Origin of the sequence: Caballeronia sp. SEWSISQ10-4 2 (assembly GCF_030464885.1) — a bacterium.
Classification (GTDB): domain Bacteria; phylum Pseudomonadota; class Gammaproteobacteria; order Burkholderiales; family Burkholderiaceae; genus Caballeronia.
The window spans coordinates 75057-96551 of the sequence record NZ_JALPRJ010000027.1; the positions used below are offsets into that span (position 1 = coordinate 75057).

The window sequence follows — 21495 nt, forward strand, 5'->3', positions numbered from 1 at the left end:
CGACCCGAACCCTGCGCTTGCGCCTGAAGGATAAGCACGCCGTTTTTCTGCGTGAGCAAGCTCGGGAAGTGAACTTCGTGTGGAACTACTGTAATGAGTTAGCGCTGAAGATCCTTCAGCGTGAAGCACGCTTTTGCTCCGCTTATGACCTGCACCGCTACACCACCGGCGCAACGAAGCAGGGTCTGTCGTTGCACTCGCAGACCGTGCAGGCCATAGCCGAAGAACTGGTGAGGCGCCGCCGTCAGTTCAGCAAGCGCCGCCTGGCCTGGCGCAAGAGCGGCGGCGCGCGCCGCTCACTGGGCTGGATTCCAGTCAAGGCGTCAGCGCTGCGCTACAAGGATGGGCAGGTTTGGTATGGCGCCCGAGCATTGTCGTTGTGGGACAGTTATGGCCTGCACCTGTACGAACTGGGCACCGGCAGCTTTAGCGAGGACAGCCGCGCTCGCTGGTACCTGAACGTCACCGTGAAGCTGAAACGCCGCGCGCGCAGTACGACGAGCCGGTCCGTTGGGATCGACCTGGGACTGAAGGAGTTTGCCACCCTGAGCGAGGGCCGCAAGCTCGAGGCACACCGGTTCTATCGCGACCTGGAGCCAGCGCTGGGCGTTGCTCAGCGCGCGAAGAACAAGCGCAGGGTTAGCGCCTTGCACGCGAAAATCGCCAATCGGCGCAAGGATGCGTTACACAAATTCAGCACCGCGCTCGCGCGCGAGTACGGTGCCATCTTCGTGGGCAATGTGAACGCCTCCGCCCTGGCGCGGACCGGCATGGCGAAGTCCGTGCTGGATGCGCGCTGGAGTGCGTTTCGAACCATGCTGCAGTACAAATGCGCTGACGCAGGCGTGTGGTTCGAGGAAATCAACGAAGCGTTTTCAACCCAGACCTGCTCGTGCTGCACAAGCCGCACGGGGCCGAAAGGTATCGCAGGTCTTGGAATAAGGCAATGGGAGTGCCGTGTCTGTGGCGCGCTCCACGACCGCGACATCAATGCTGCTCGAAACATCCTGGCGACGGGGATGCGACAGGCGGATACGCGCGTCGGGGAGTTGCAAGACGGCCTTGCGTCAACCCATGCTGCGGCCGGACGTGGCCGTCTTGCAGAAGGAATCCCGGTCCTTTAGGGCCGGGAGGACGTCAATTGGCGATATGCGCAGCGATATGAGGCGTCGTCGTCACCACATCGCCGTTCTGCGCACGGTGCCGCAACGCATGATCGATCAGCACGAGCGCGAGCAGCGCTTCAGCAATAGGCGTAGCGCGAATGCCAACGCACGGATCATGGCGGCCGAAGGTTTCGACTGTCGCTGAATGACCGGCTTTATCGATGGATTCACGCGGCGTGCGGATGCTCGACGTCGGTTTGATGGCGATCGATACGGTAATGTCCTGGCCACTCGAAATGCCGCCGAGCACACCTCCCGCATTGTTCGCGGCGAACCCCGCAGGCGTCATTTCGTCACCATGAACCGAACCGCGTTGCGCGACGCTGGCGAAGCCCGCGCCGATCTCAACGCCTTTCACCGCGTTGATGCCCATCATCGCTTTTGCGATATCGGCGTCGAGGCGGTCATAAAGCGGTTCGCCCAGCCCCGCCGGCACACCCGTCGCCATTACGCCGATGCGCGCGCCGATGGAATCACCATCCTTGCGCAGCGCGTCCATGTACTCCTCGAGACGCGGCACGATGTCCGCATTCGGCGAGAAAAACGGGTTTTCGCGCACGTGTTCCCAAGCGATAAACGGAATTGCGATCTCACCCAGCGCGCTCATGAAGCCGCGTGTTTCGATGCCCATTCGTTCACGCAGCCATTTCTTCGCTACGGCGCCGGCAGCCACAGTCGGCGCAGTCAGCCGCGCCGACGAACGTCCACCGCCGCGATAATCGCGGATGCCGTACTTCTGCCAATAGGTGTAATCGGCGTGCCCTGGACGGAAAGTCTCGACGATATTGCCGTAATCCTTGCTGCGCTGATCCGTATTCCGAATCAGCAGCGCGATAGGCGTGCCGGTCGTCTTGCCTTCGAACACACCGGATAGAATCTCGACCTGATCGGCTTCCTGACGTTGCGTCACATGCCGCGACGTGCCGGGTTTGCGCCGGTCCAGTTCGATCTGAATATCCGCCTCCGATAGTTCCATGCCCGGCGGGCAGCCGTCGATCACGCAGCCGATCGCGGGACCGTGCGACTCGCCGAAGTTCGTGACGGTGAAAAGCGTGCCGAGAGTATTGCCGGACATGAGCGTCGTCCTGAAAGAGCGAAAGATGCAATATTATGCCAGCCGAGCGCCCTTTGAGTCCCCTCGCGCCCCGCTCAAGGCCTATTTGCGGGCACCTCGCAGCGTCGCGACCACCTGTTGCAGATGTTCCGGCGTGGCGTCGGCGGGATCGATCGGCTCACCCACCGCGAGCGTCAGGCGACTCATCACGCCGCGCTGGACCGGACGCGGCCAGCGGTTGTCGTCGTAACGGGAAAAAACGCTGCCCCACAAGCCGCGCAACGCGATAGGCACGACCGGGGCCGAATGGCGCTTGAGAATTTCACTAATGCCATGGCGGAACGGGTTGATATCGCCGGTTCGGGTGAGCTTGCCTTCCGGGAAGATGCAGACCAGATCGCCGTCGGCAAGCGCGCGGCCGCAGGCGTCGTAGGCTTTTTCCAGCAGCTTCGCGTCTTCATGAGCGGGCGCGATCGGAATGGCCTTGACGTGACGGAATAGCCAGCCGACCAGCGGCGAGCGGAAAATCCGGTGATCCATGACAAAGCGGATCGGCCGCGGACTTTCCGACATGATCACAATGGCATCGACGAAACTCACGTGATTGCACACCAGCACGGCCGCCCCGTGCTCGGGAATGCGCTCGGCGTTCACGAGCCTGATCCGGTAGAACGTATGCACGAGAATCCACGCGAGAAAGCGCAGCAGGAACTCGGGCACGAGCGAATAGATATACACGGCCACCACGATATTGAGCAGCGCCGTGGTGAGAAACAGCCCCGGAATGCCCACGCCCGCCGACGTCAATCCCACGGCCATCAACGCCGACACGATCATGAAAAACGAGTTGAGGATGTTGTTCGCGGCAATGATGCGCGCGCGGTGCGTCGGCTGGCTGCGCGACTGGATAAGCGCGTAGAGCGGCACGCTGTAGAACCCGCCGAACATGGCGAGCAGGAACAGGTCGCCCAGGATGCGCCAGTGCACGCCGATCTGAAGAAACTCGCCGACTCCCATCAGATGACCGGCCGGCGCGATACCGTGGCTGGCAAAAAACAGGTCGATGGCAAAGACGCTGATGCCGATGGACCCAAGCGGAACAAGTCCAATCTCGACCCGGCGCTTCGAGAGCTTTTCGCACATTAGTGAACCGATCCCGATACCGATCGAAAACGTGCCGAGCAGCACGGTCACGACATCCGGATTCGCCGACAGCACGTCCTTCGCGAAGTTGAAAAACGACGTGAGAAACGTCGCGCCGACGAACCACAGCCACGAAATCCCGAGCAGGCTCAGGAACACGGTGCGGTCCTGACGCGCAAGCGCGAGGTTGCGCCACGTCTCGCTGAACGGGTTCCAGTTGATCTTGAGATCGGGCTGCAGCGCCGCCGTTTTCGGCACGAAACCCGACGCGACGCGCCCAATCAGCGCAACCGTCACGCAGCACGCGGCGAGCAACATGGCGCCATGCTCCGTCAGCCCCGCCGCTGCCCCGCCGATGATCGTCCCGATCAGGATAGCCACGAACGTACCCATTTCGACCAGCCCATTGCCGCCTACAAGTTCGGACGGCTGGAGATGCTGCGGCAGATAAGCGTATTTCACGGGCCCGAACACCGTCGAATGGACACCCATCAGGAACGTGCAGACATAGAGCAGCGGCGCGCTGTGCAGCATGAAACCCGCGCCGCCGATCAGCATCACGACGATTTCGAACGTTTTCACAAAACGTGTGAGCGTGGCCTTGTCGTATTTATCGGCGACCTGGCCCGATGTCGCGGAAAAGAGTACGAACGGGATGATGAAGATCGCGGAGATCAGGAAGGCCGCGGTCTTCGGATCGACGCCTGAAAAGCGCGCAGCCTGAAACGTGACCAGCGACGTAAAACCGACTTTGAAGACGTTGTCGTTGAGCGCCCCGAGAAATTGCGTCCAGAAAAACGGCGCGAAACGGCGTTCGCGCAACAGGCGGAATTGACCGTCGCCATGTTGAGCCTTGGCCGCTTTCGCGCGCAGTGATGCGGATGATTCGCTCATGGATTATTGGAGTTGGTCGCTGAGAGAGTGTTGGCGCTTGAGGTTCCAGATACGACCGCGACGGTCCGCCCGGCCCATGTTCGTATAAAACCCAAGGGGCGAAAAAAATGCGCGCCGCTCTGGCGCGCATTTTTGCGTGACGTTGTGATGCGCTTCGTCCGGGTTACCGCAACTCGCGCAACGCTCGGATCAGCGCGCTTCTTCTTGCTGCTCCGGCCAGTCACGGATGTAGGCCTTGAGCATCTTGTTCTCGAATCCCTGCTCTTCCACCACGGCCTTGGCGACGTCATAGAAAGAAATCACGCCCATCAGCACGTTTTTTTCCATCACCGGCAGGTAACGAACGTGATGCTCGAGCATCATCCGGCGCACCTCGTTCACGTCCGTTTCCGGTGTACATGTGATCGGATGGTCATCCATGACCTTGCGGATGGTGGATGTGCCCACACTGCCGCCGTTCTCGCTTAGCGTGAGGATGATCTCCCGAAACGTCAGCATGCCGGCGAGATCGCCGTATTCGATCACCACCAGTGAACCAATGTCGTGTGACGCCATTGTGTTGATCGCTTCGTGCAGCGGTGTATCGGGCGTTACCGTGAAGAGCGCGTTGCCCTTGACGTTCAAAATGTCGCTGACTCGCATGATTGTCTCCTCGCGAAAAGCCTGAATATCTGTCGATCCTAGCGGAAAGACACTTAAAAAGAAAGCGCGCAAGAACCCCGTGTTTTGTCTGCAAAAGCACGCGGGGCGGGCTTTTGCACCGGGTCGGCGCATACCGGGGCGCCGCTGCCGTTGCCACGCCTGGCGTCGAGCACCAACGCTGGCGTCTACCCCAAGTTTGTCCGGCCACACCCGATGTTACGATAAATGACTCTTTCTCATGGTAGCCCGCCCACGATGCCCGCCAACCGCTTCGACACGCTCGTGCTGCACGCCGGCGCCGCGCCCGACCCTACCACCGGCGCTCGCGCCACGCCGATCTACCAGACCACGTCGTTCTCCTTTCACGACACCGATCACGCCGCTTCGCTCTTCAACATGGAGCGCTCAGGACACGTCTATTCGCGCATTTCGAACCCGACAGTCGCCGTGTTCGAGGAGCGCGTCGCCGCGCTGGAGGGCGGTGCGGGCGCGATCGGAACCGCGAGCGGCCAGGCCGCGCTGCATCTTGCGATCGCGACGCTGATGGGCGCGGGCTCGCACGTGGTTGCATCGAGCGCGCTTTATGGCGGCTCGCACAACCTGCTTCACTACACGCTGCGGCGCTTCGGTATCGACACCACGTTCGTGCCGCCGCACGATCCCGACGCGTGGCGAGCGGCCATTCGGCCCAACACGCGCCTGCTGTTTGGCGAAACGCTGGGAAACCCCGGTCTCGACGTGCTCGACATCGAGACGATCGCGGAAATCGCGCATTCGAATCACGTGCCCTTGCTGGTGGATTCAACCTTCACCACGCCTTATTTGCTCCGCCCCTTCGACCATGGCGCCGACTTTATCTATCACTCGGCGACGAAATTCCTGGGCGGCCATGGCACGACGATAGGCGGCGTACTGGTGGACGGCGGCACATTCGACTTCACGACGACCGATCTCTTTCCCGAATTCACCGAACCCTACGACGGTTTCCACGGCATGGTCTTCGCCGAAGAAAGCACCGTTGCGCCGTTCCTGCTGCGCGCCCGTCGCGAAGGATTGCGCGACTTCGGAGCCTGTCTGCATCCGCAAGCCGCATGGCAGCTCTTGCAGGGCATCGAAACCTTGCCGTTGCGAATGGAGCGGCACGTCGCCAACACGCGAAAGGTAGTCGAATTCCTGCTCGCGCATCCTGCCGTGGAAGGCGTGGCTTATCCGGAACTCGAAAGCCATCGCGACTATGCGCTCGCAAAACGCCTGCTGCCGCGCGGCGCGGGCGCTGTGTTCAGCTTCGATCTTCGCGGCGACGTAGCGGCGGCACGGCGCTTCATCGAAGCGTTGACGCTGTTCTCGCATCTTGCCAACGTCGGCGATGCACGCTCCCTCGTTATCCACCCCGCTTCAACCACGCATTTCCGCATGGACGCCGCTGCCCTCGCCGCAGCGGGGATTGCGCCGGGACGTATCCGGCTGTCGATCGGGCTGGAAGATCCTGACGATCTCATCGACGACCTCAAACGCGGGCTCAAGGCATCGCAAAAGGCATCGCCGAGTGCCAGCGGGAGCCGCGCATGATGCTCGACGTCGATGGTGCTTCGGCCTACGCCTACACCGGCGGCCACGCGTTCGAGCCGGGGCGTCCAGTGGCCGTGTTCGTGCACGGCGCACAACACGATCACAGCGTCTGGGCACTGCAGACGCGCTACTTTGCCCATCACGGCCTGAACGTGCTCGCCGTTGACCTTCCCGGTCACGGCCGCAGTGCGGGTCCGGCGCGGCGAAGCATCGCAGCGCTCGCGGACTGGCTTGTCGCGCTGCTGGACGCCGCCAAGCTCAGCGAAGCAATGCTGATTGGCCACAGCATGGGCTCGTTGATTGCCCTTGATTGCGCCGCGCGCTATCCGTCGCGCGTCACGCGTCTCGTGCTTCTCGCCACCGCGTTCCCGATGACCGTATCCGACACGCTTCTCGACGCCGCCCGCGACCGCGAACCCGAGGCCATCGACATGGTCAACCAGTGGTCGCACTCGTCGATCGCCGCAAAACCGTCGTGCCCTGCGCCGGGCTTTTGGCTGCATGGCGCCAACCAGCGCCTGATGGAGCGCGTGGCCGTGCGGGGCGAGGCGCATCTCTTTCTCACCGATTTCAACGCCTGCAACGCCTATGCGGACGGACTCGAACGGGCAGCGGCATTGCGTTGCCCGGTACAAATCATCGCCGGACGCCACGATGCAATGACGCCTCCGCGCGCTAGCCGCGCACTGATCGACGCGATGCAGCGCGCGGACGTCTCGGTCGAAACGGTCACGCTCAATGCCGGACACGCCCTGATGAGCGAACAACCCGATGCGACCCTCTCCGCATTATTCAGGTTTGCGACGCGATCGGCTTAGGTAACAGATCACTTTGGGGTCATGAAACAGGCTCGTGAAACAAGCTCATGAAACAAGCCTAACCACCCTCGCCCCGATGCGCCATTAGCCGGATGGGAGGGGGTCCCCCACTCTTTCCGGATCCGTATCCGGATCAGTTCGAATCGCAGTTGCGCACCAGCCTTAATCGCCGGAGAATGAATCTTGCTGAGCCGCTGCTGGAAACGCTCGACAAGGAGACTGTCATGGCCCAAACCGCACATTCCGATCACTTCGCGAGCTTCGCCGAGTTCTATCCGTACTACCTCGAGGAGCACCGCAATGTGGTGTCGCGCCGGCTGCATTTCATCGGTTCACTGGGGGTGATCGGCTGCCTCGCCATGGCCATCGCCACGGGCGACTGGCTCTGGCTTCCCGCTGCCGTGATTTGCGGCTACGGCTTCGCCTGGGTCGGCCATTTCTTCTTCGAGAAAAACCGCCCGGCCACCTTTCGCCACCCGCTCTACAGCCTGATGGGCGACTGGGTCATGTTCAAGGACATCTGCATCGGCAAGATTTCGCTTTAGGCTGGATCAAGACGCTTCAGGCAGTTTGATGTGGCATAGCCCCCGCCCCTTGCGCCTCGCGTGCGCCTTCCTGACGAGAAGCCGCACGCGCCGCCAGCAACGTGGCCAGCGTGACGTCGAGTTTCTCGTTGCTCAGGGCGTTCATCAATGCGGCACGGTCGATATGCGATGAATCGAGGCGCAACTGATAATCCAGTTCTTCGCGTTCGATCACGAAGAGGTCGAACAAGCTAGCCACCGTGATTTGTTGCGGATTGGCGATCAGCACATAACGCGGCACCCGAAGGTTCTCCAGCCTCGCAATCCACTCCAAGGCATCGAGCTTGCGGACCAGGCGCATGGAAGTATCCATGTCACAACGCAGCATCCGTGCGAGTTCGAGCGCCGTGTAACCCGGCAGGCCGGCTTCACGCGCTTGCGCGAGGCGCGCGAGCAATTCGAGGGCATCGAGCAGATCGCTACCCGGAAAATCAGTTCGATGAAACTGGCCGATGCGAATAGCCGGCAACGCCGACGTGAGCATTGCGCCGATCAGCGTGATCATCCAGCACAGATAGACCCATAACAGGAACACGGGCAACGCCGCGAACGCGCCATACACAGCGGTGTAAGTCGGAATACGGCGCACGTAATAACCGAACCCACGCTTCGCCAGTTCAAACGCGATAGCCGCGACGAGTCCGCCGACCAGCGCATCGCGCCACTCCACTTTGCAATTCGGCAGGAACACATAGAGCATCGAGAACGCCAGCACCGTGAACGGCACCGATGCGCTCGCGAGCGCCCACTCGACCACTGGCGGCATGAGATTGTGCGAGCCGGCAAATGCAATGGACTGCGCGAACAGGTAGGACGAGGTCGACAAGCTCACGCCAAACAGGATGGGCCCGAGCGTGATGATGGCCCAATAGACCAGGATGCGTTGAGCCAACGGCCGCGATTTGCGCACCCGCCAGATCACGTTGAACGCGGATTCGACGGTCATCATGGTCATCACGGACGTAACGAACAAGATGATCATGCCGACCGTGGTTAGCCCTTTTGCCTTCGCTGCAAACTGGTTCAGGTATTTGAAGATCTGGCTGTTGATCTGCGACGGCATCAGGTGCGCGGCAAGAAAATCCTGCAACGACATCTGAAACGACGCGAAGATCGGAAACGCGGTGAACAACGCGAACGCGACCGTCGCAAGCGGCACGAGCGATAACACGGTGGTAAATGTCAGGCTGCCGGCCACCTGCGGCACGCGATCCTCACCCGTTCGACGTGCGACGAATCCGGCGAGCCGCTTCGTTGTGTCGAGATCGATGGGAAACTTCAACAAGAATCTCTCTCCTTCAATTGTTACAACAGATCCGCGATGCAGCTTGAATAGCGGGCAAAACCACGCCAAAAAGTCACGCTCACGCACCCGATCCTTATAATACCCGTTCACCGAAAAGGCTCATGAACGACATTCTCGTGCTCTATTACAGCCGCAACGGCGCCACTCGCGAGCTCGCCCAGGCGATCGCTCAAGGCGTTGACAGCGTGCCCGGCATGCAGGCGCGCGTGCGCACCGTGCCTCCTGTCTCCACCGTTTGCGAAGCCACGCAGGCGGATATTCCCGCCGACGGTCCGCCCTACGCCGAAGTCCGCGACCTCGAGGAATGCGCCGGGCTCGCGCTCGGATCGCCCACGCGCTTCGGCAACATGGCGGCGCCGCTGAAATATTTCCTCGACGGCACCTCGCCTCAGTGGCTGTCCGGCACGCTGGCCGGCAAACCCGCCAGCGTGTTCACCGCCACGGGCAGCTTGCACGGCGGGCAGGAAACCACCCTGCTTTCCATGATGCTGCCCTTGCTTCACCACGGCATGCTGATCGTGGGCATTCCGTACACCGAGCCGAAGCTGACCACCACGCAAACCGGGGGCACGCCTTATGGCGCGTCCCATTTTGCCCGCGCTGAAACGGCCGAAAGTGGTATCTCCGCCGACGAAAAAACGCTGGCCATTGCGCTCGGCGCACGCTTGGCCCACACGGCGCTCAAGCTTCAGCGCGGCGCCTGATGACCACTACGCCCGCTATGGACCCAGCCAGGGCACAGCCCGGCTTTGCACTCGGCGCGCTGTTCAGCCTGATTGCGCTGATTGCGTTGTCGCTTGCGTGGGAGCTTTGGCTCGCACCGCTGCGCCCGGGCGGCTCCGCGCTCGCGCTCAAGGCGATCCCGCTGCTGTTCGCGTTGCGCGGCACACTCAGGCGCAACGTGTACACGCTGCAATGGGCGTCGATGCTCGTGCTGCTGTACCTTGCCGAAGGTGTCGTGCGCGGCATGACGGACAGCGGATTATCCGCACGCCTTGGCTGGCTCGAAGCGCTGCTCGCCCTTGCGTTCTTCGTCTGCGCGCTTGGCTTTGTCGCGCCGTTCAAACGCGCCGCGCGAGCTGCGAAGCGAGCCGCCGCTGCGACGCCTTCAGCACCCGACGGCAATCGTTTGTAGCACGGAATCGTTCGCGTGAACGAGACCTATGCCGTGAGGCCAGGGTTCGCCCGGCTTAACGTTACGCGATACTGTGTCACCTGTCGTCCACGCTACTGCCATCGAAATTCATGACTGCATCCGACCGTTCACGTTATTTTGTAGACGCCTGCATCGAGGCGATCGGCGCTGCCCATGTGCTGACCGACACGCACGACACCGCGCCGTTTCTCACTGACTGGCGCAAGCGTTACCGCGGCGAAACATGCGCCGTGGTGCTTCCCGGCACCACCGAACAGGTCGCGAAAGTCGTGCAGCTCGCGCGCGAGTTTCGCGTCCCTATCGTGCCGCAAGGCGGCAACACGGGTCATTCCGGCGGCGCGACGCCGGACGCCAGCGGCACGCAAGTGGTTATCAGCTTGCGCAGGCTGAACCGGATTCGCGACGTCGATCCGCTCAACAACACCATCACAGTGGAAGCCGGTGTGATCCTCGCCGACATCCAGGCGCGCGCCGAACAGCAACAGCGTCTCTTTGCGCTGAGTCTCGCCGCTGAGGGCAGTTGCACGATCGGCGGCAATCTGTCCACGAACGCCGGCGGCACTGCCGTTCTGCGCTACGGCAATACGCGCGAGTTATGCCTCGGGCTGGAAGTGGTGACGCCGCAAGGCGAGATCTGGGACGGTTTGCGCGGGCTGCGCAAGGACAACACCGGCTACGATCTGCGCGACCTGTACATCGGGGCTGAAGGGACGCTCGGGATCATCACCGCCGCCGTGATGAAACTGCATCCGGCACCGGTCGCGCGCGTGACGGCGCTGGCCGCCGTAGCTTCACCCCAGGCCGCGCTCGATTTCCTTGCCACCGCACAACGTTACGCAGGTCCGTTGCTGACCGGCTTCGAACTGATGTCGGATTTTTCGCTGCATCTGGTGACCACGCATTTCCCGCAGATGCGTTATCCGTTCGACAAGAAACATGGCCAGACCGTGTTGCTCGAATTGTCGGACAGCGAGAGCGAGGAGCACGGCCGCGCTTTGTTCGAACGGCTGATGGAACATGCCATGGAGCAAGGCCTGGTCGAGGATGCGGTCGTTGCGGAGAATTTGTCGCAGTCGCAGGCGTTCTGGAATTTGCGCGAACACATTCCGCTCGCGCAGTCCGTGGAAGGACTCAACATCAAGCACGATATTGCGGTGCCTATTTCACGTATCGGGCATTTCATCGAGGAAACCAACGCGCTTATCGCCAAGCTGATACCGGGTGTGCGCATGGTGACGTTCGGTCATCTCGGCGACGGTAATCTGCATTACAACGTGCAGGCGCCGGAAGGCGTCGATCCAAAAAGCTTTCTCGCCGAATTCCAGACGCCGGTCAATGCGCTCGTCTACGAGCGCGTGCACGCGCATCGCGGCAGCATCAGCGCGGAGCACGGGTTGGGACAATTGAAGGTAGAAGAAGCCATGCACTACAAATCCCCGGTGGAAGTGCGACTCATGCGCGCGCTCAAGACAGCGCTCGACCCCGAGAACCTGATGAATCCGGCGAAGGTCTTGCCGGATGTGCACGCGCTTCGTGCGTCGCGCGTGTCCTAACCGAACCGTACTGAGGAGATAAGCGCCGTGAAGATTCGCGTTCTGTCCGACCTGCATCTCGAACACGATGAACCGCTCGCCATTCCGTACGCGCAGGCCGATCTCGTCGTGCTGGCCGGCGACATCCACAATCACGCGGAAGGTCTGCGCTGGGCGGCGGAAAACTTCGACTCGCAGATACCTGTCGTTTATGTGCCGGGCAACCACGAGTATTACGACGGTGAGTTTGGCGCACTTGAAAGTGCTATGCAGGACGCTGCGCGCAGCTTGCCCAACGTGCATTTTCTGAACAACACCACTCTCACCGATCGATACGGCAAATGGCGCGTGCTCGGCACCACGCTGTGGACGGATTTTGCGTTATTCGGAGCAAGTGCTGAGGCGATGCGCGAGTCTATCGAAGCGGCCGAGCGCGTGATGGTCGACTTTCGGGGCGTGATCCAGGTTGCGTGGCCGGAGCCGGAAGACGAACCGCGCTCGTTTAGTCCGGGCGATTCGCTGGCGCTGCACCAACAGGCTCTGGCATGGCTGGAACATGAGCTTGCGAAGCCCTTCGACGGCAAGACGATTGTCGTCACGCATCACGCCCCGCTCAAACAGAGTCTGGCTGAAAAGTTCGCGACGGACCGGGCATCGGCAGGTTTTGTGAGCGATCTGCCCTCGCTCGTGCGCGCGCCGGTCGCACTGTGGGTTCATGGCCACACGCACACGGCATTCGATTACGTCGCTGAGGGAACGCGCGTGATCTGCAATCCGCGGGGGTATCGCGACCGACGCACAGGGGCGCCTGAAAACCCGTCATTCGAATGGGACAAGGTGGTCGAGATTTGAGCGGCACACGCGACGAACTGCGAGGCGCGCTTTCGGGCAAAAGCACGTCAAAGACGCGCTGCCGGGCGCAAATCGTCACACCAAATGTGCCGCTACCCGAGCGGCGTTAAAGCCGGCCCCATTAACCGCAAACATGCAAAAAGACCGATAAATCGGTCTCTTTTTTTCAACGATCCGACGAATCTCGCGATTGACGATTCTTGCGCTCGTCGATGCGGATGGGGATCAGGCGCGCGCGTTTCGCATTCTCACGGGCCGTACGCAGCAGTTCACGGGTAGCGGGCACGGCGATCAGAGCCAGCAGTGCGTAGATGGCGATCATCAGCGGCGTATTCATAACTTCCTCGGATTTTGTCGAAATCGGTAAATAGTGAATCTGTGAAGCAAAGAGACAATTCACAAGCTATCAAGATGCGGCTGAAATAGACGTAAGCAAGTGTTGCGACGCGGCAAGATCATGAAAATGCCAATCGGCTTAGTCCCATTCTCCTGCTCATAAGCTTACGACGCCACAAATTCCTGCAATGATTTTTCGTCGGCGGCGAGTGCGGCAGGCAACTCACTGCGCAAAAATTCCACCCAGGTGCGGATTTTCGCGTCCAGATATTGACGTGATGGATACAGCGCGAAGACGTTGAGCAACTGCATGGTGTACTGCGGCAAGACGCGCACCAATGTTCCTGCACGCAATGCAGGCAACGCGGACGAGGTCGGCAATATGCCAACCCCCATGCCCTCGCTGATGGCCACGGCCATGGCTTCAGCCACGTTTACCGTAAAAGTCGCCGGACCCAGAGTGATGGTTTCCTGGCCGTTCGGGCCATCGAAGGTCCATTTGTTCGGCGGAAACGCAGGCGTGATGAGTTGCAGGCATGTGTGTTTCACCAGATCCGACAGCACATGCGGCACGCCGTGTTGCTGGATATAAGCCGGTGATGCGCACGCAATGCTGAACGCGCCGCCCAGCCGCTGCGAAACCAGCCCGGAATCGGGCAGTTCGGTGCCAAGCACGATCGATACGTCAAACCCTTCATCCAGCAGATCAGGCACACGCTGCGCAAGCGTCAGGTCTATCTGCACCGACGGATGCAACGTCTGATAGCGCGAAATCATCGGCACGATGTAATGCTGGCCGATGCCCGCCATGGTGTGCACCTTGAGCTTTCCGGACGGCTTCGCGTGAGCATCGCCGGCTTCGGCTTCCGCCTGATCGACGTACGCAAGAATCTGCTCGCAACGCTGCAGATAACGCTCGCCCGCCTCGGTCAGCGCAATCCGGCGCGTGGTCCGGTTGAGCAAGCGGGTACGTAAATGCGCTTCGAGATCGGAGACGGCGCGCGATGCATAGGCCGTGGTCGTGTTCAGGTGCTGAGCCGCAGCGGTAAAGCTGCCGGCTTCCACGACCCGCGAAAACACGCGCATGTTTTGAAGCGTATCCATGAGCCTTGAGTCTCGTTCAGGTGATGTCGCCATTGTTGCCGCATTGTTACGCCCTAAGCAACGATGATTAACTCATAACCCGCAACAATGCTTTGTATTTTTATCGGTTACTCACCAATACGGGCAAAAATATAATTCTGGTCTGTGTCTCAATCCAATTTGAGAAATAATTTTGCTAGATCGCACGATCAGAAACACCATCATCCCGATGGTTCTTACATTTATTTTAACAATAGCAGGTTGCGCGAGCACTAAAAACGTCGGTCCCGAAGATACCTTGAAGGACGCGTCGTCGCTCGATGCCGGCGCGACGCTGCGCGCGGCTAACGCCGATGCGGCATGGCCGGCATCGACCTGGTGGCGCGCCTACAACGATCCCCAGCTCGACGCGTGGGTTGCGCGCGCGCAGGCCGGGAGTCCGACGCTCGGGCTGGCCGCTGCACGCGTGCGCGAAGCGCGTTCGCTAACTGGCGTGGCGCTTGCGGCTCTCGCGCCGCAAGTCGATGGATCGCTTGCGATCGACCGTAAGCAGTGGCCGGAAAATCACTATTACGGTCCGGGTACCTTCAACGACGTCAACACCTGGAACAACACGGCCGCGCTGCAACTGTCTTATAACCTCGACCTCTTTGGCCGCGATGAGAACGCGGCCAAACGCGCGCTGGACGCGACCCACGCGAGCGCCGCCGATGCCCGCGCCGCGCAACTCGAACTCGAAGCAAACGTGGTGCGGGCGTACATCGGCTTGTCGCAGGGATTCGCGTTGCGCGATATCGCTCAGTCGACGCTCGAGCAGCAGCAGAAAATCGCGGCGCGGGCACGTCGGCGGCTGCAGGGCGGGATTGGCACGCAGCTCGAAGTTGCCCAGGCGGAAGCATCGTTGCCGGACTACGAGCGTCAATTAGAGACCTATGACGAAGCCATCGCGCTCTCCCGCAACCAGCTTGCGGCGCTTGCCGGCGCAGGCCCGGGTGCGGGCGATTCGATCACGCGTCCCGTGTTGTCGCTGGCAACGCCGCTCGGCTTGCCGTCGGCTTTGCCGGCCGAGCTGATCGGACGCCGCCCGGATGTGGTCGCGGCGCGCTGGACGGTGGCGGCGCAAGCGCGGGGTATCGATGTCGCGAAGGCGCAGTTCTATCCGAACATCAACTTGATGGCGTCGCTCACGCAAATGTCCGCGGGCGGTGCGCTGCTGACCTTCCTCACCGGTAATGGCAGCGGTTGGAGTGCGGGGCCCGCCGTGACCCTGCCGATTTTCGAAGGCGGACGGCTGCGCTCGCAACTCGGGGCGGCATCGGCGCAATACGACCAGGCGGTCGATCACTACAACGCAACGCTCGTCGCCGCTTTACGCGATGTCGCCGATCAGGTCGTGCGGCTCCAGTCGCTCGATCGTCAGCTCGACGCTTCGGGCCGTTCGGTCGCGGCTGCGCAGAAGAGTTATCGGCTGGCTGACGAGGGGTATCGGCGCGGCTTGACCGATTACCTCAACGTGCTCGTCGCGCAGACCCAGTTGCTGCGCGCGCAGGACGGCGAGGCGCGCGTGCGTGCCGAACGGCTCGAGGTCTATGCGACGTTCTCGGCGGCGTTGGGTGGCGGAATCGATAGTTCCAGCGATAGCCCCGCCGATCTCGATACCCAGATGAAACCCGCAAAGCACATCGGGCCATTCGCGGGGCATAGAGAAACGTCGTCCGCCGACCGGAGCGAGTGACCATGTCGACACCCTCTTCCCCGCTAAACCGCCCGCACCCGCTGCTGGCAGACTGGGCGCTCACCGACGGCCTTGCGTGGATTCACATCTTCAAGACCGTGCTGGCGGCGTTCCTGGCGCTGTGGATCGCGATGCGGCTCGATCTGCCGCAACCTCGCACCGCGATGACGACGGTGTTTATCGTGATGCAGCCGCAAAGCGGCATGGTGCTGGCGAAAAGTTTCTACCGTTTCTGCGGGACGCTCGTCGGGCTCGTGGTGATGCTCGTGTTCATCAGCCTGTTCTCGCAAGAACCGGTTCTGTTCCTGACGGCGACGGCGCTCTGGGTCGGCATCTGCACGGCGGGCGCGGCGCGTAATCGCAATTTTCGCTCGTATGGTTTCGTGTTGTCGGGTTATACGGCCGCGCTCATTGGCGTGCCGGTCGCGCAGCATGCCGACGCCGCATTCCTGACCGCGATGACGCGAGTAGCCGAAGTGTCGCTCGGCATCGTGTGTTCGGGCGCGGTCGGCGCGCTCGTCTTTCCACGGCACGCCGGGAGCCAAGTCAGGGCGACCGTGCGGCGGCGCTTCACGGCGTTCGTGGATTACGTGTCGAAGGCGTTGGGCGGAGGAGTCGAACGTTCGCAGATCGAGCGCATCAATGCGGCGTTTGTCGCGGATGTGGTCGGGCTCGAAGCGGCACGCAGCGTGGCCGTGTTCGAAGATCCCGGCACGCGGATGCGCAGCGGCCGGGTCGCGCGCCTGAACGGCGAATTCATGAGCGTGTCCACGCGCTTTCACGCGCTGCATCAGTTAATGAACCGGCTGCGGGTCAACGGCGCCACGATGACCGTCGACGCTTTGGAACCGTACTTCCGCGAAGTCGCGCCCTTGCTGAGCGCAGCAGGCGCACCGGTGGAGAAAGCCGCCGATGCCGCCCACGCCGCAGCGCAACTAGATACGTTCAAAGCCGCGCTGCCGAAGCGCATCGGGGCGACGCGGCGCACGCTCGATCCAGCCATCGATCTGCTCGAATTCGATACCGCGGCCGAGTTGCTATATCGATTCGTCGATGACCTGCATGCCTATACGCAAACCTACGCGTCGCTTGCCGTGCCCACGCATGAACGCGAGCACCCCGTCACGCGATATGTGCCGAAGACCAGCATGCTTGCGGCGAGCGTTTCCGGACTGCGAGCGTTCATCGTCATCCTGATCTTGAGCGGCTTCTGGATCATGTCGGCGTGGCCGAGCGGCGGCACGGCCGTGCTGGACGCCGCGGCGGTGATCGCGCTGGCGTCGTCGTCGCCGCGTCCCACGCAAATGGCTTTCCAGATGGCCGGCGGCACGGCGCTCGCGACCGTCGCGGGAATGATCGTGGTGTTCGCGCTGTATCCGCGAATAGACGGGTTTGTGCTGCTGTCAGCCGCGCTCCTGCCTTTTCTGATGCTCGGCGTGTTCATCAGCACGCGGCCGGGCATGACGGGTGTGGGCGTCGGTTATTGCATCTTCTTCTGCTTTCTCGCCGGTCCCGACAACGTCATTCAGTATGACCCGTCGGGCTTCATCAACGACGCCATCGCGCTCGTCATCTCCATGCTGATCGCTTCGATGGCATTTGCCGTGCTGCTGCCCACTGACGCGCCGTGGCTGCGCCGTTTGCTGCTGCGCGAATTGCGGCGGCAAGTGGTGACAGCAAGCAAGGGCCGTCTGACCCGGCTCGCGATGCGTTTTGAGAGCGGCACACGTGATCTGCTTTCGCAAATCGACGCGCTCGTCGCCGGCCGCGAGGATCTGCAGCGCGAAGCGTTGCGCTGGCTGTTCGCGGTGCTTGAAGTGGGACACGCGGTAATCGATCTGCGTACTGAGCTAGGCCGCTACAGCACCGGCACTGACGCAGCATCGCGTGATTCGATCAGGCAGGCGCTGCATCAGGTAGCCCGTCTCTTCGACCACCCTGGCCCACAGCGCTTCGATGCGGCGTTATCGGCGACCTCCATCGCCATCGACAATCTGCGCGCTGAGCTCGATACCGTGCGCGAGCCTCGCGAGGAACGCGAGGCACGCCATCGGTTGCAACGGATGTCGAGTCATCTGCATTTCATCCGCACGGCCTTGCTCGATCCGCAATCGCCGTTAAGGGCATTTAATCAGCACGAAGGAGCGCTCCATGCCGCGTGATATCGCCATTCTCGATGCCTACGTGCCGGCGATCCTGCTGCTGTTTATCGCGGGCGGCTTGCTGACCTGGCTCATCGACCGCGTGCTCGCGCTGACCGGTTTATATCGCGTGGTGTGGCATCCATCGCTGTTTCGCGCGTGTCTGCTCGTGTGTACGTGCGGCCTGCTTGGGCTCGCGGTTTATCGCTGACCTATAGCTGAAAAATTGTTGAAGGACTAAAGAAGCACCATGATCATCAGGAAAATTTTCGGCATCTTCATGACGGCGCTGATTTTTGCAGCGGCTTTTCTGATCGGGCGCGTGCTCTGGGTGCATTACATGGACCAGCCGTGGACCCGCGACGGCCGCGTGCGCGCCGACGTGATCAACGTCGCACCCGATGTATCGGGCGCGGTCGTGACCATGCCCGTGACCGATAACCAGTTCGTCCACAGGGGCGATCTGTTGATGGAAATCGATGCGTCGCATTACAAGATCGCCGTCGAGCAGGCACGGGCTACGGTCGCCGCCCGCAACGCGGATCTGCGCATGCGTCGCGACGACGCCGCGCGCCGTGCCGATCTGGATAACGAAGTGGTGTCGAAGGAGTCACGCGATAACGCCACGCAGACTGCATCCGGCGCCGCCGCGAACTTGCAGCAGGCGCAGGCTGCACTCGACGCCGCCGAGCTCAATCTCGCCCGCACCAAAGTGTTTGCGCCGGTGGACGGCTACGTGACGAACCTCAACGTGCATCGCGGCGACTACGCGACGACGGGCGCAGCGAAGCTCGCTATCGTCGATAGCCATTCGTTCTGGGTCTATGGATACTTCGAGGAGACGAAGCTGCCGCGTGTGCGTATCGGCGATAAAGCCGAGATGCGGCTGATGAGCGGCGGCGTGTTGAAGGGCCGCGTGGAAAGCATTTCGCGCGGCATCTATGACCGCGATAATCCGCAAAGCCGCGAGTTGCTCGCCGATGTGAACCCCACGTTCAACTGGGTGCGGCTGGCGCAACGGGTGCCGGTGCGCATACGTATCGATGAAGTTCCGGCAGACGTGATGCTGTCTGCGGGAACGACATGTACGGTGACGGTGGCGCCCTCTGGCAAATAACGAGGTCTACAGCGATTCGAACGTCTCGCTCGTCGTATCGATGACCATCAATCCCGCCCTCAATCCCGGCTTCACCGTCGGATTCGGAAACACGATGCGCTCCTCGTCGCGCATCACTTCATACCGGTAGTCGCCATCTTCGGCAAGCACCGTGCCGCGTGTGAACGGCGTGAAATTCGCGACATCGCCGGCTACGTGCAGCTTGAACTGCTCGCTCTGTTTATCGATTTGCCCGACAACCGTGAATACTTTGAGCGTGTCGCTGGACGGCGCCAGTGGCGCAACGCCTGCGATCAACCGTCGCAGCGCTGCATCGGAAGCCGCGAAGCGCGTCAGGTCGTTGTGCCCGAACGGTCGCACCTTGCCCAGCTCCAGCGTGCAGGCCAACGCCCCCGATTGCTCCGCGGTGAAATGCGTGAACGTGTTCGACTTCTCACGATGCAGCAACACCGCCGACAATCCCGCGTCCTTCAACCAGTCGAACATCACGCGTGACAACGGTGCACCCGTGTAGGGCAGCAACGCGAATTGCTCGAAGACCGAGGGGCGGATGGCCGTGTGCATATCGATATGCCACTTCGCGTGGGATACGTCCTTGAAGAAGGCACGGGTCACGTTTTCCAACTCGGCCGCACGCGGTGATTCATGACTTGCCGCAAGCTCGAGATAACGGCCGTTGAACAACCGGTTGAGATCGTCGTCGCGATAACGGCACGATGCGCGCATCGCGTCGATGTTGCCGAAGATGATAAGCAGGCGGCTTTTCAACGCCGCTTTGCCACTTGCGATATCCGCGACGAGCATCGAAAGGATCTCAATCGGCGCGGTTTCATCGCCATGAATTCCCGCCGATGCCACTACACTTTGCAGTACCTCGCCCTCTGCGCCCTGTGGTTCAAAGCGCACGATGCCATCGCCAAGCCACGTCCACTTCACGCCCGTCGGCAACGTGCCTTCAGTCAGCGCGGGCTTTTTTCCATCGATGACAAAGTCGAGAAAGTTAGCGAACATGGCCGGCTCAACGCTGGAAGTCATAGATGGCACCCAGTTTCAGAATGCCAGTCAGTGCGTCAAGCGCAGCACGCGATTCATCGAGCAGTTTCAGATCGGCAAGATCGCCCGGCGCGATGCGGTCACGATAATGCGTGTCGATCCAGGCATCGAGTTGCGTGAAGAGCGCGTCGTTCATCCAGACGCCCGGATTCACGGCAACACGCTCTGCTTCGTTCAAGACCACACGCAATCGCAAGCATGCGGGACCGCCGCCGTTCTTCATGCTTTCGCGAAGATCGAAGACGAGCACCTCGTCGATGGACGTTGAACGTGTGTGCAATGAATCGAGGTACTTGGCGACACGCGCGTTCTCACGGCATTCCTGCGGCACCACGAGCACTTGCCGGCCATCGGGCCGTGTGAGCAACTGGCTGTTGAACAGATACGAGGACACCGCGTCTGCCACGCTCACTTCCGCTTCCGGCACTTCGATCGCAGTGAATGCGCCGCCGTGCGCGTGCAGTTTCGCGCTGAGTTGGTCGTAGACGCCGGCCTGGTTCATGAACGCGCGTTGATGGCAAAACAGCGTGTTGCGGTTGCCTACAGCGATCACGTCGTTATGGAACACGCCTGCATCGATGACATCGGGCAGTTGCTGCGCGAACACGGTGGTGTCGTCGCAGAGACCGTGAAGGCGAGCAACCGCGCGGCTTGCTTCAAGCGTCTGACGAGCAGGAAAGCGCTTTGGTTCGGCCGAGCCTTGACCGTATTCGCTGCGTCCGTAGACGAAAAACTCCACGCCCTTCTCGCCGTACTCGTTGCAAAAACGCGTGTGGTTCGCCGCGCCTTCATCGCCCAGTGCAGGCGTGCCGGGTAGTGCGTGATGAATCTTGAAATGCTTCTCGTCGGTGAAAATGGCTGAGAGCGAACGGCGCGTTTCTTCGTGCTCGATCGCGCGATGCAACTTCGTGCTGAGATTGGCAGGGGTGAAATGCACGCGGCCGTCGTTGGTATCCGCCGATGGACTCACCGTCGCTGCGTTCGCGGTCCACATCGCCGAAGCGGAACTTGCGGCAGCCAGCAATTCCGGCGCTTCACGCGCAGCGCGTTCAATCACAGTAGCGTCGTCGCCCGTGAAACCAAGGCTACGCAGCAATTTCAACGACGGCCGTTCAAGCGGCGGCAATACGCCTTGATGAAAACCGAGGTCGGCCAACCGCTTCATCTTGCGCAAACCCTGCTTCGCCGCAGCCTTCGGATTAGCCGCCGATTTCTCGTTGTTGCGCGACGCGACATTGCCGAACGACAGCCCCGCGTAGTTGTGCGTCGGGCCAACCAGCCCGTCGAAGTTCGCTTCGAATGCTTGCATCGTGT

20 protein-coding genes are annotated in these 21495 nt (G+C 61.4%); 12 read left to right on the forward strand and 8 right to left on the reverse strand.

Going from position 1 to position 21495, the window contains the following annotated elements; all coding sequences use genetic code 11:
* Nucleotides 1-17 precede the first annotated feature (17 nt).
* Complete coding sequence (locus M0D69_RS19575; protein ID WP_301783597.1) at nucleotides 18-1124, forward strand: transposase; 1107 nt, start codon at nucleotides 18-20, stop codon at nucleotides 1122-1124.
* A 13-nt stretch (nucleotides 1125-1137) separates the two neighbouring features.
* On the opposite strand, the gene aroC is transcribed toward M0D69_RS19575, so the two are convergent.
* From aroC to M0D69_RS19590, 3 genes are all read right to left on the reverse strand, one after another.
* A complete protein-coding gene (gene aroC / locus M0D69_RS19580; RefSeq protein ID WP_301783598.1) occupies nucleotides 1138-2241 on the reverse strand; it encodes a chorismate synthase in 1104 nt (367 codons plus the stop codon).
* Between the two features lie 81 nt (nucleotides 2242-2322).
* Nucleotides 2323-4257, reverse strand: a complete 1935-nt coding sequence (locus tag M0D69_RS19585; RefSeq protein WP_301783599.1) for an MFS transporter — start codon at nucleotides 4255-4257, stop codon at nucleotides 2323-2325.
* 189 nt (nucleotides 4258-4446) lie between these two features.
* Entirely contained in the window at nucleotides 4447-4899 is a 453-nt protein-coding gene (locus M0D69_RS19590) for a CBS domain-containing protein (RefSeq protein ID WP_031359018.1), read from the reverse strand.
* 255 nt (nucleotides 4900-5154) lie between these two features.
* On the opposite strand from M0D69_RS19590, the gene M0D69_RS19595 reads away from it, so the two are divergent.
* The 3 genes from M0D69_RS19595 to M0D69_RS19605 all read left to right on the forward strand — a co-directional run bounded on the left by M0D69_RS19595 (nucleotide 5155) and on the right by M0D69_RS19605 (nucleotide 7831).
* Nucleotides 5155-6468 (forward strand): O-acetylhomoserine aminocarboxypropyltransferase, encoded by a 1314-nt coding sequence (locus tag M0D69_RS19595; protein WP_301783626.1) that lies wholly within the window; start codon nucleotides 5155-5157, stop codon nucleotides 6466-6468.
* Nucleotides 6465-7286 carry an alpha/beta fold hydrolase gene (locus M0D69_RS19600; RefSeq protein ID WP_301783600.1) on the forward strand — a complete coding sequence of 274 codons (822 nt, stop codon included), beginning with the start codon at nucleotides 6465-6467 and terminating at the stop codon, nucleotides 7284-7286. The genes M0D69_RS19595 and M0D69_RS19600 overlap by 4 nt, the downstream gene beginning before the upstream one ends.
* Before the next feature lie 224 nt (nucleotides 7287-7510).
* The gene (locus tag M0D69_RS19605; RefSeq protein WP_047898191.1) at nucleotides 7511-7831 is read left to right on the forward strand and encodes an Mpo1-like protein; all 321 of its coding nucleotides are present in this window, start codon (nucleotides 7511-7513) and stop codon (nucleotides 7829-7831) included.
* Nucleotides 7832-7847: 16 nt separating this feature from the next.
* Here M0D69_RS19605 and M0D69_RS19610 read toward each other — a convergent pair whose 3' ends face one another.
* Nucleotides 7848-9155 (reverse strand): YihY family inner membrane protein, encoded by a 1308-nt coding sequence (locus tag M0D69_RS19610; protein WP_301783601.1) that lies wholly within the window; start codon nucleotides 9153-9155, stop codon nucleotides 7848-7850.
* Nucleotides 9156-9277: 122 nt separating this feature from the next.
* Here M0D69_RS19610 and wrbA point away from each other — a divergent pair, with 122 nt between their 5' ends.
* From wrbA to M0D69_RS19630, 4 genes are all read left to right on the forward strand, one after another.
* Nucleotides 9278-9880: an NAD(P)H:quinone oxidoreductase gene (wrbA, locus tag M0D69_RS19615; protein ID WP_301783602.1), complete on the forward strand. Its 603-nt coding sequence runs from the start codon at nucleotides 9278-9280 to the stop codon at nucleotides 9878-9880.
* A gap of 17 nt (nucleotides 9881-9897) precedes the next feature.
* Nucleotides 9898-10311, forward strand: a complete 414-nt coding sequence (locus M0D69_RS19620; protein WP_301783627.1) for a DUF2069 domain-containing protein — start codon at nucleotides 9898-9900, stop codon at nucleotides 10309-10311.
* Nucleotides 10312-10421: 110 nt separating this feature from the next.
* Entirely contained in the window at nucleotides 10422-11885 is a 1464-nt protein-coding gene (locus M0D69_RS19625; protein WP_301783603.1) for an FAD-binding oxidoreductase, read from the forward strand.
* A 27-nt stretch (nucleotides 11886-11912) separates the two neighbouring features.
* Nucleotides 11913-12716 (forward strand): metallophosphoesterase, encoded by an 804-nt coding sequence (locus M0D69_RS19630; protein ID WP_301783604.1) that lies wholly within the window; start codon nucleotides 11913-11915, stop codon nucleotides 12714-12716.
* A 166-nt stretch (nucleotides 12717-12882) separates the two neighbouring features.
* On the opposite strand, the gene M0D69_RS19635 is transcribed toward M0D69_RS19630, so the two are convergent.
* Together M0D69_RS19635 and M0D69_RS19640 are read right to left on the reverse strand one after the other, a co-directional pair.
* Nucleotides 12883-13053: a hypothetical protein gene (locus M0D69_RS19635; protein ID WP_158934310.1), complete on the reverse strand. Its 171-nt coding sequence runs from the start codon at nucleotides 13051-13053 to the stop codon at nucleotides 12883-12885.
* A gap of 164 nt (nucleotides 13054-13217) precedes the next feature.
* A complete protein-coding gene (locus M0D69_RS19640) occupies nucleotides 13218-14156 on the reverse strand; it encodes a LysR family transcriptional regulator (protein WP_301783605.1) in 939 nt (312 codons plus the stop codon).
* Between the two features lie 208 nt (nucleotides 14157-14364).
* Between M0D69_RS19640 and M0D69_RS19645 the strand changes: the two genes are divergently transcribed.
* From M0D69_RS19645 to M0D69_RS19660, 4 genes are read left to right on the forward strand one after another with little or no spacing between them, the layout of a single operon-like run.
* Nucleotides 14365-15870, forward strand: coding sequence for an efflux transporter outer membrane subunit (locus M0D69_RS19645; RefSeq protein WP_301783606.1), 1506 nt, complete (start codon nucleotides 14365-14367; stop codon nucleotides 15868-15870).
* A 2-nt stretch (nucleotides 15871-15872) separates the two neighbouring features.
* On the forward strand, nucleotides 15873-18032 hold the full coding sequence (locus M0D69_RS19650) for an FUSC family protein (protein ID WP_301783607.1): 2160 nt from the start codon (nucleotides 15873-15875) through the stop codon (nucleotides 18030-18032).
* On the forward strand, nucleotides 18022-18222 hold the full coding sequence (locus M0D69_RS19655) for a DUF1656 domain-containing protein (protein ID WP_301783608.1): 201 nt from the start codon (nucleotides 18022-18024) through the stop codon (nucleotides 18220-18222). The genes M0D69_RS19650 and M0D69_RS19655 overlap by 11 nt, the downstream gene beginning before the upstream one ends.
* Nucleotides 18223-18261: 39 nt before the next feature.
* Nucleotides 18262-19128, forward strand: coding sequence for an HlyD family secretion protein (locus M0D69_RS19660; RefSeq protein WP_301783609.1), 867 nt, complete (start codon nucleotides 18262-18264; stop codon nucleotides 19126-19128).
* A 6-nt stretch (nucleotides 19129-19134) separates the two neighbouring features.
* Here the strand turns inward: M0D69_RS19660 and astE are convergent, their stop codons facing one another.
* Together astE and astB are read right to left on the reverse strand one after the other, a co-directional pair.
* Nucleotides 19135-20163: a succinylglutamate desuccinylase gene (gene astE / locus M0D69_RS19665; RefSeq protein WP_301783610.1), complete on the reverse strand. Its 1029-nt coding sequence runs from the start codon at nucleotides 20161-20163 to the stop codon at nucleotides 19135-19137.
* Nucleotides 20147-21490 (reverse strand): N-succinylarginine dihydrolase, encoded by a 1344-nt coding sequence (gene astB, locus M0D69_RS19670; protein ID WP_301783611.1) that lies wholly within the window; start codon nucleotides 21488-21490, stop codon nucleotides 20147-20149. The genes astE and astB overlap by 17 nt, the downstream gene beginning before the upstream one ends.
* Between the last annotated feature and the right edge of the window lie 5 nt (nucleotides 21491-21495).

Coding starts and splice junctions, on each gene's coding strand:
- M0D69_RS19655 (WP_301783608.1), top strand. CDS start 18,022: ATGCCGCGTGATATCGCCATTCTCGATGCCTACGTGCCGGCGATCCTG.
- astE (WP_301783610.1), bottom strand. CDS start 20,163: ATGACTTCCAGCGTTGAGCCGGCCATGTTCGCTAACTTTCTCGACTTT.
- wrbA (WP_301783602.1), top strand. CDS start 9,278: ATGAACGACATTCTCGTGCTCTATTACAGCCGCAACGGCGCCACTCGC.
- M0D69_RS19650 (WP_301783607.1), top strand. CDS start 15,873: ATGTCGACACCCTCTTCCCCGCTAAACCGCCCGCACCCGCTGCTGGCA.
- M0D69_RS19635 (WP_158934310.1), bottom strand. CDS start 13,053: ATGAATACGCCGCTGATGATCGCCATCTACGCACTGCTGGCTCTGATC.
- M0D69_RS19590 (WP_031359018.1), bottom strand. CDS start 4,899: ATGCGAGTCAGCGACATTTTGAACGTCAAGGGCAACGCGCTCTTCACG.
- M0D69_RS19625 (WP_301783603.1), top strand. CDS start 10,422: ATGACTGCATCCGACCGTTCACGTTATTTTGTAGACGCCTGCATCGAG.
- M0D69_RS19660 (WP_301783609.1), top strand. CDS start 18,262: ATGATCATCAGGAAAATTTTCGGCATCTTCATGACGGCGCTGATTTTT.
- M0D69_RS19605 (WP_047898191.1), top strand. CDS start 7,511: ATGGCCCAAACCGCACATTCCGATCACTTCGCGAGCTTCGCCGAGTTC.
- M0D69_RS19640 (WP_301783605.1), bottom strand. CDS start 14,156: ATGGATACGCTTCAAAACATGCGCGTGTTTTCGCGGGTCGTGGAAGCC.
- M0D69_RS19595 (WP_301783626.1), top strand. CDS start 5,155: ATGCCCGCCAACCGCTTCGACACGCTCGTGCTGCACGCCGGCGCCGCG.
- M0D69_RS19645 (WP_301783606.1), top strand. CDS start 14,365: ATGGTTCTTACATTTATTTTAACAATAGCAGGTTGCGCGAGCACTAAA.
- M0D69_RS19620 (WP_301783627.1), top strand. CDS start 9,898: ATGGACCCAGCCAGGGCACAGCCCGGCTTTGCACTCGGCGCGCTGTTC.
- astB (WP_301783611.1), bottom strand. CDS start 21,490: ATGCAAGCATTCGAAGCGAACTTCGACGGGCTGGTTGGCCCGACGCAC.
- M0D69_RS19600 (WP_301783600.1), top strand. CDS start 6,465: ATGATGCTCGACGTCGATGGTGCTTCGGCCTACGCCTACACCGGCGGC.
- aroC (WP_301783598.1), bottom strand. CDS start 2,241: ATGTCCGGCAATACTCTCGGCACGCTTTTCACCGTCACGAACTTCGGC.
- M0D69_RS19585 (WP_301783599.1), bottom strand. CDS start 4,257: ATGAGCGAATCATCCGCATCACTGCGCGCGAAAGCGGCCAAGGCTCAA.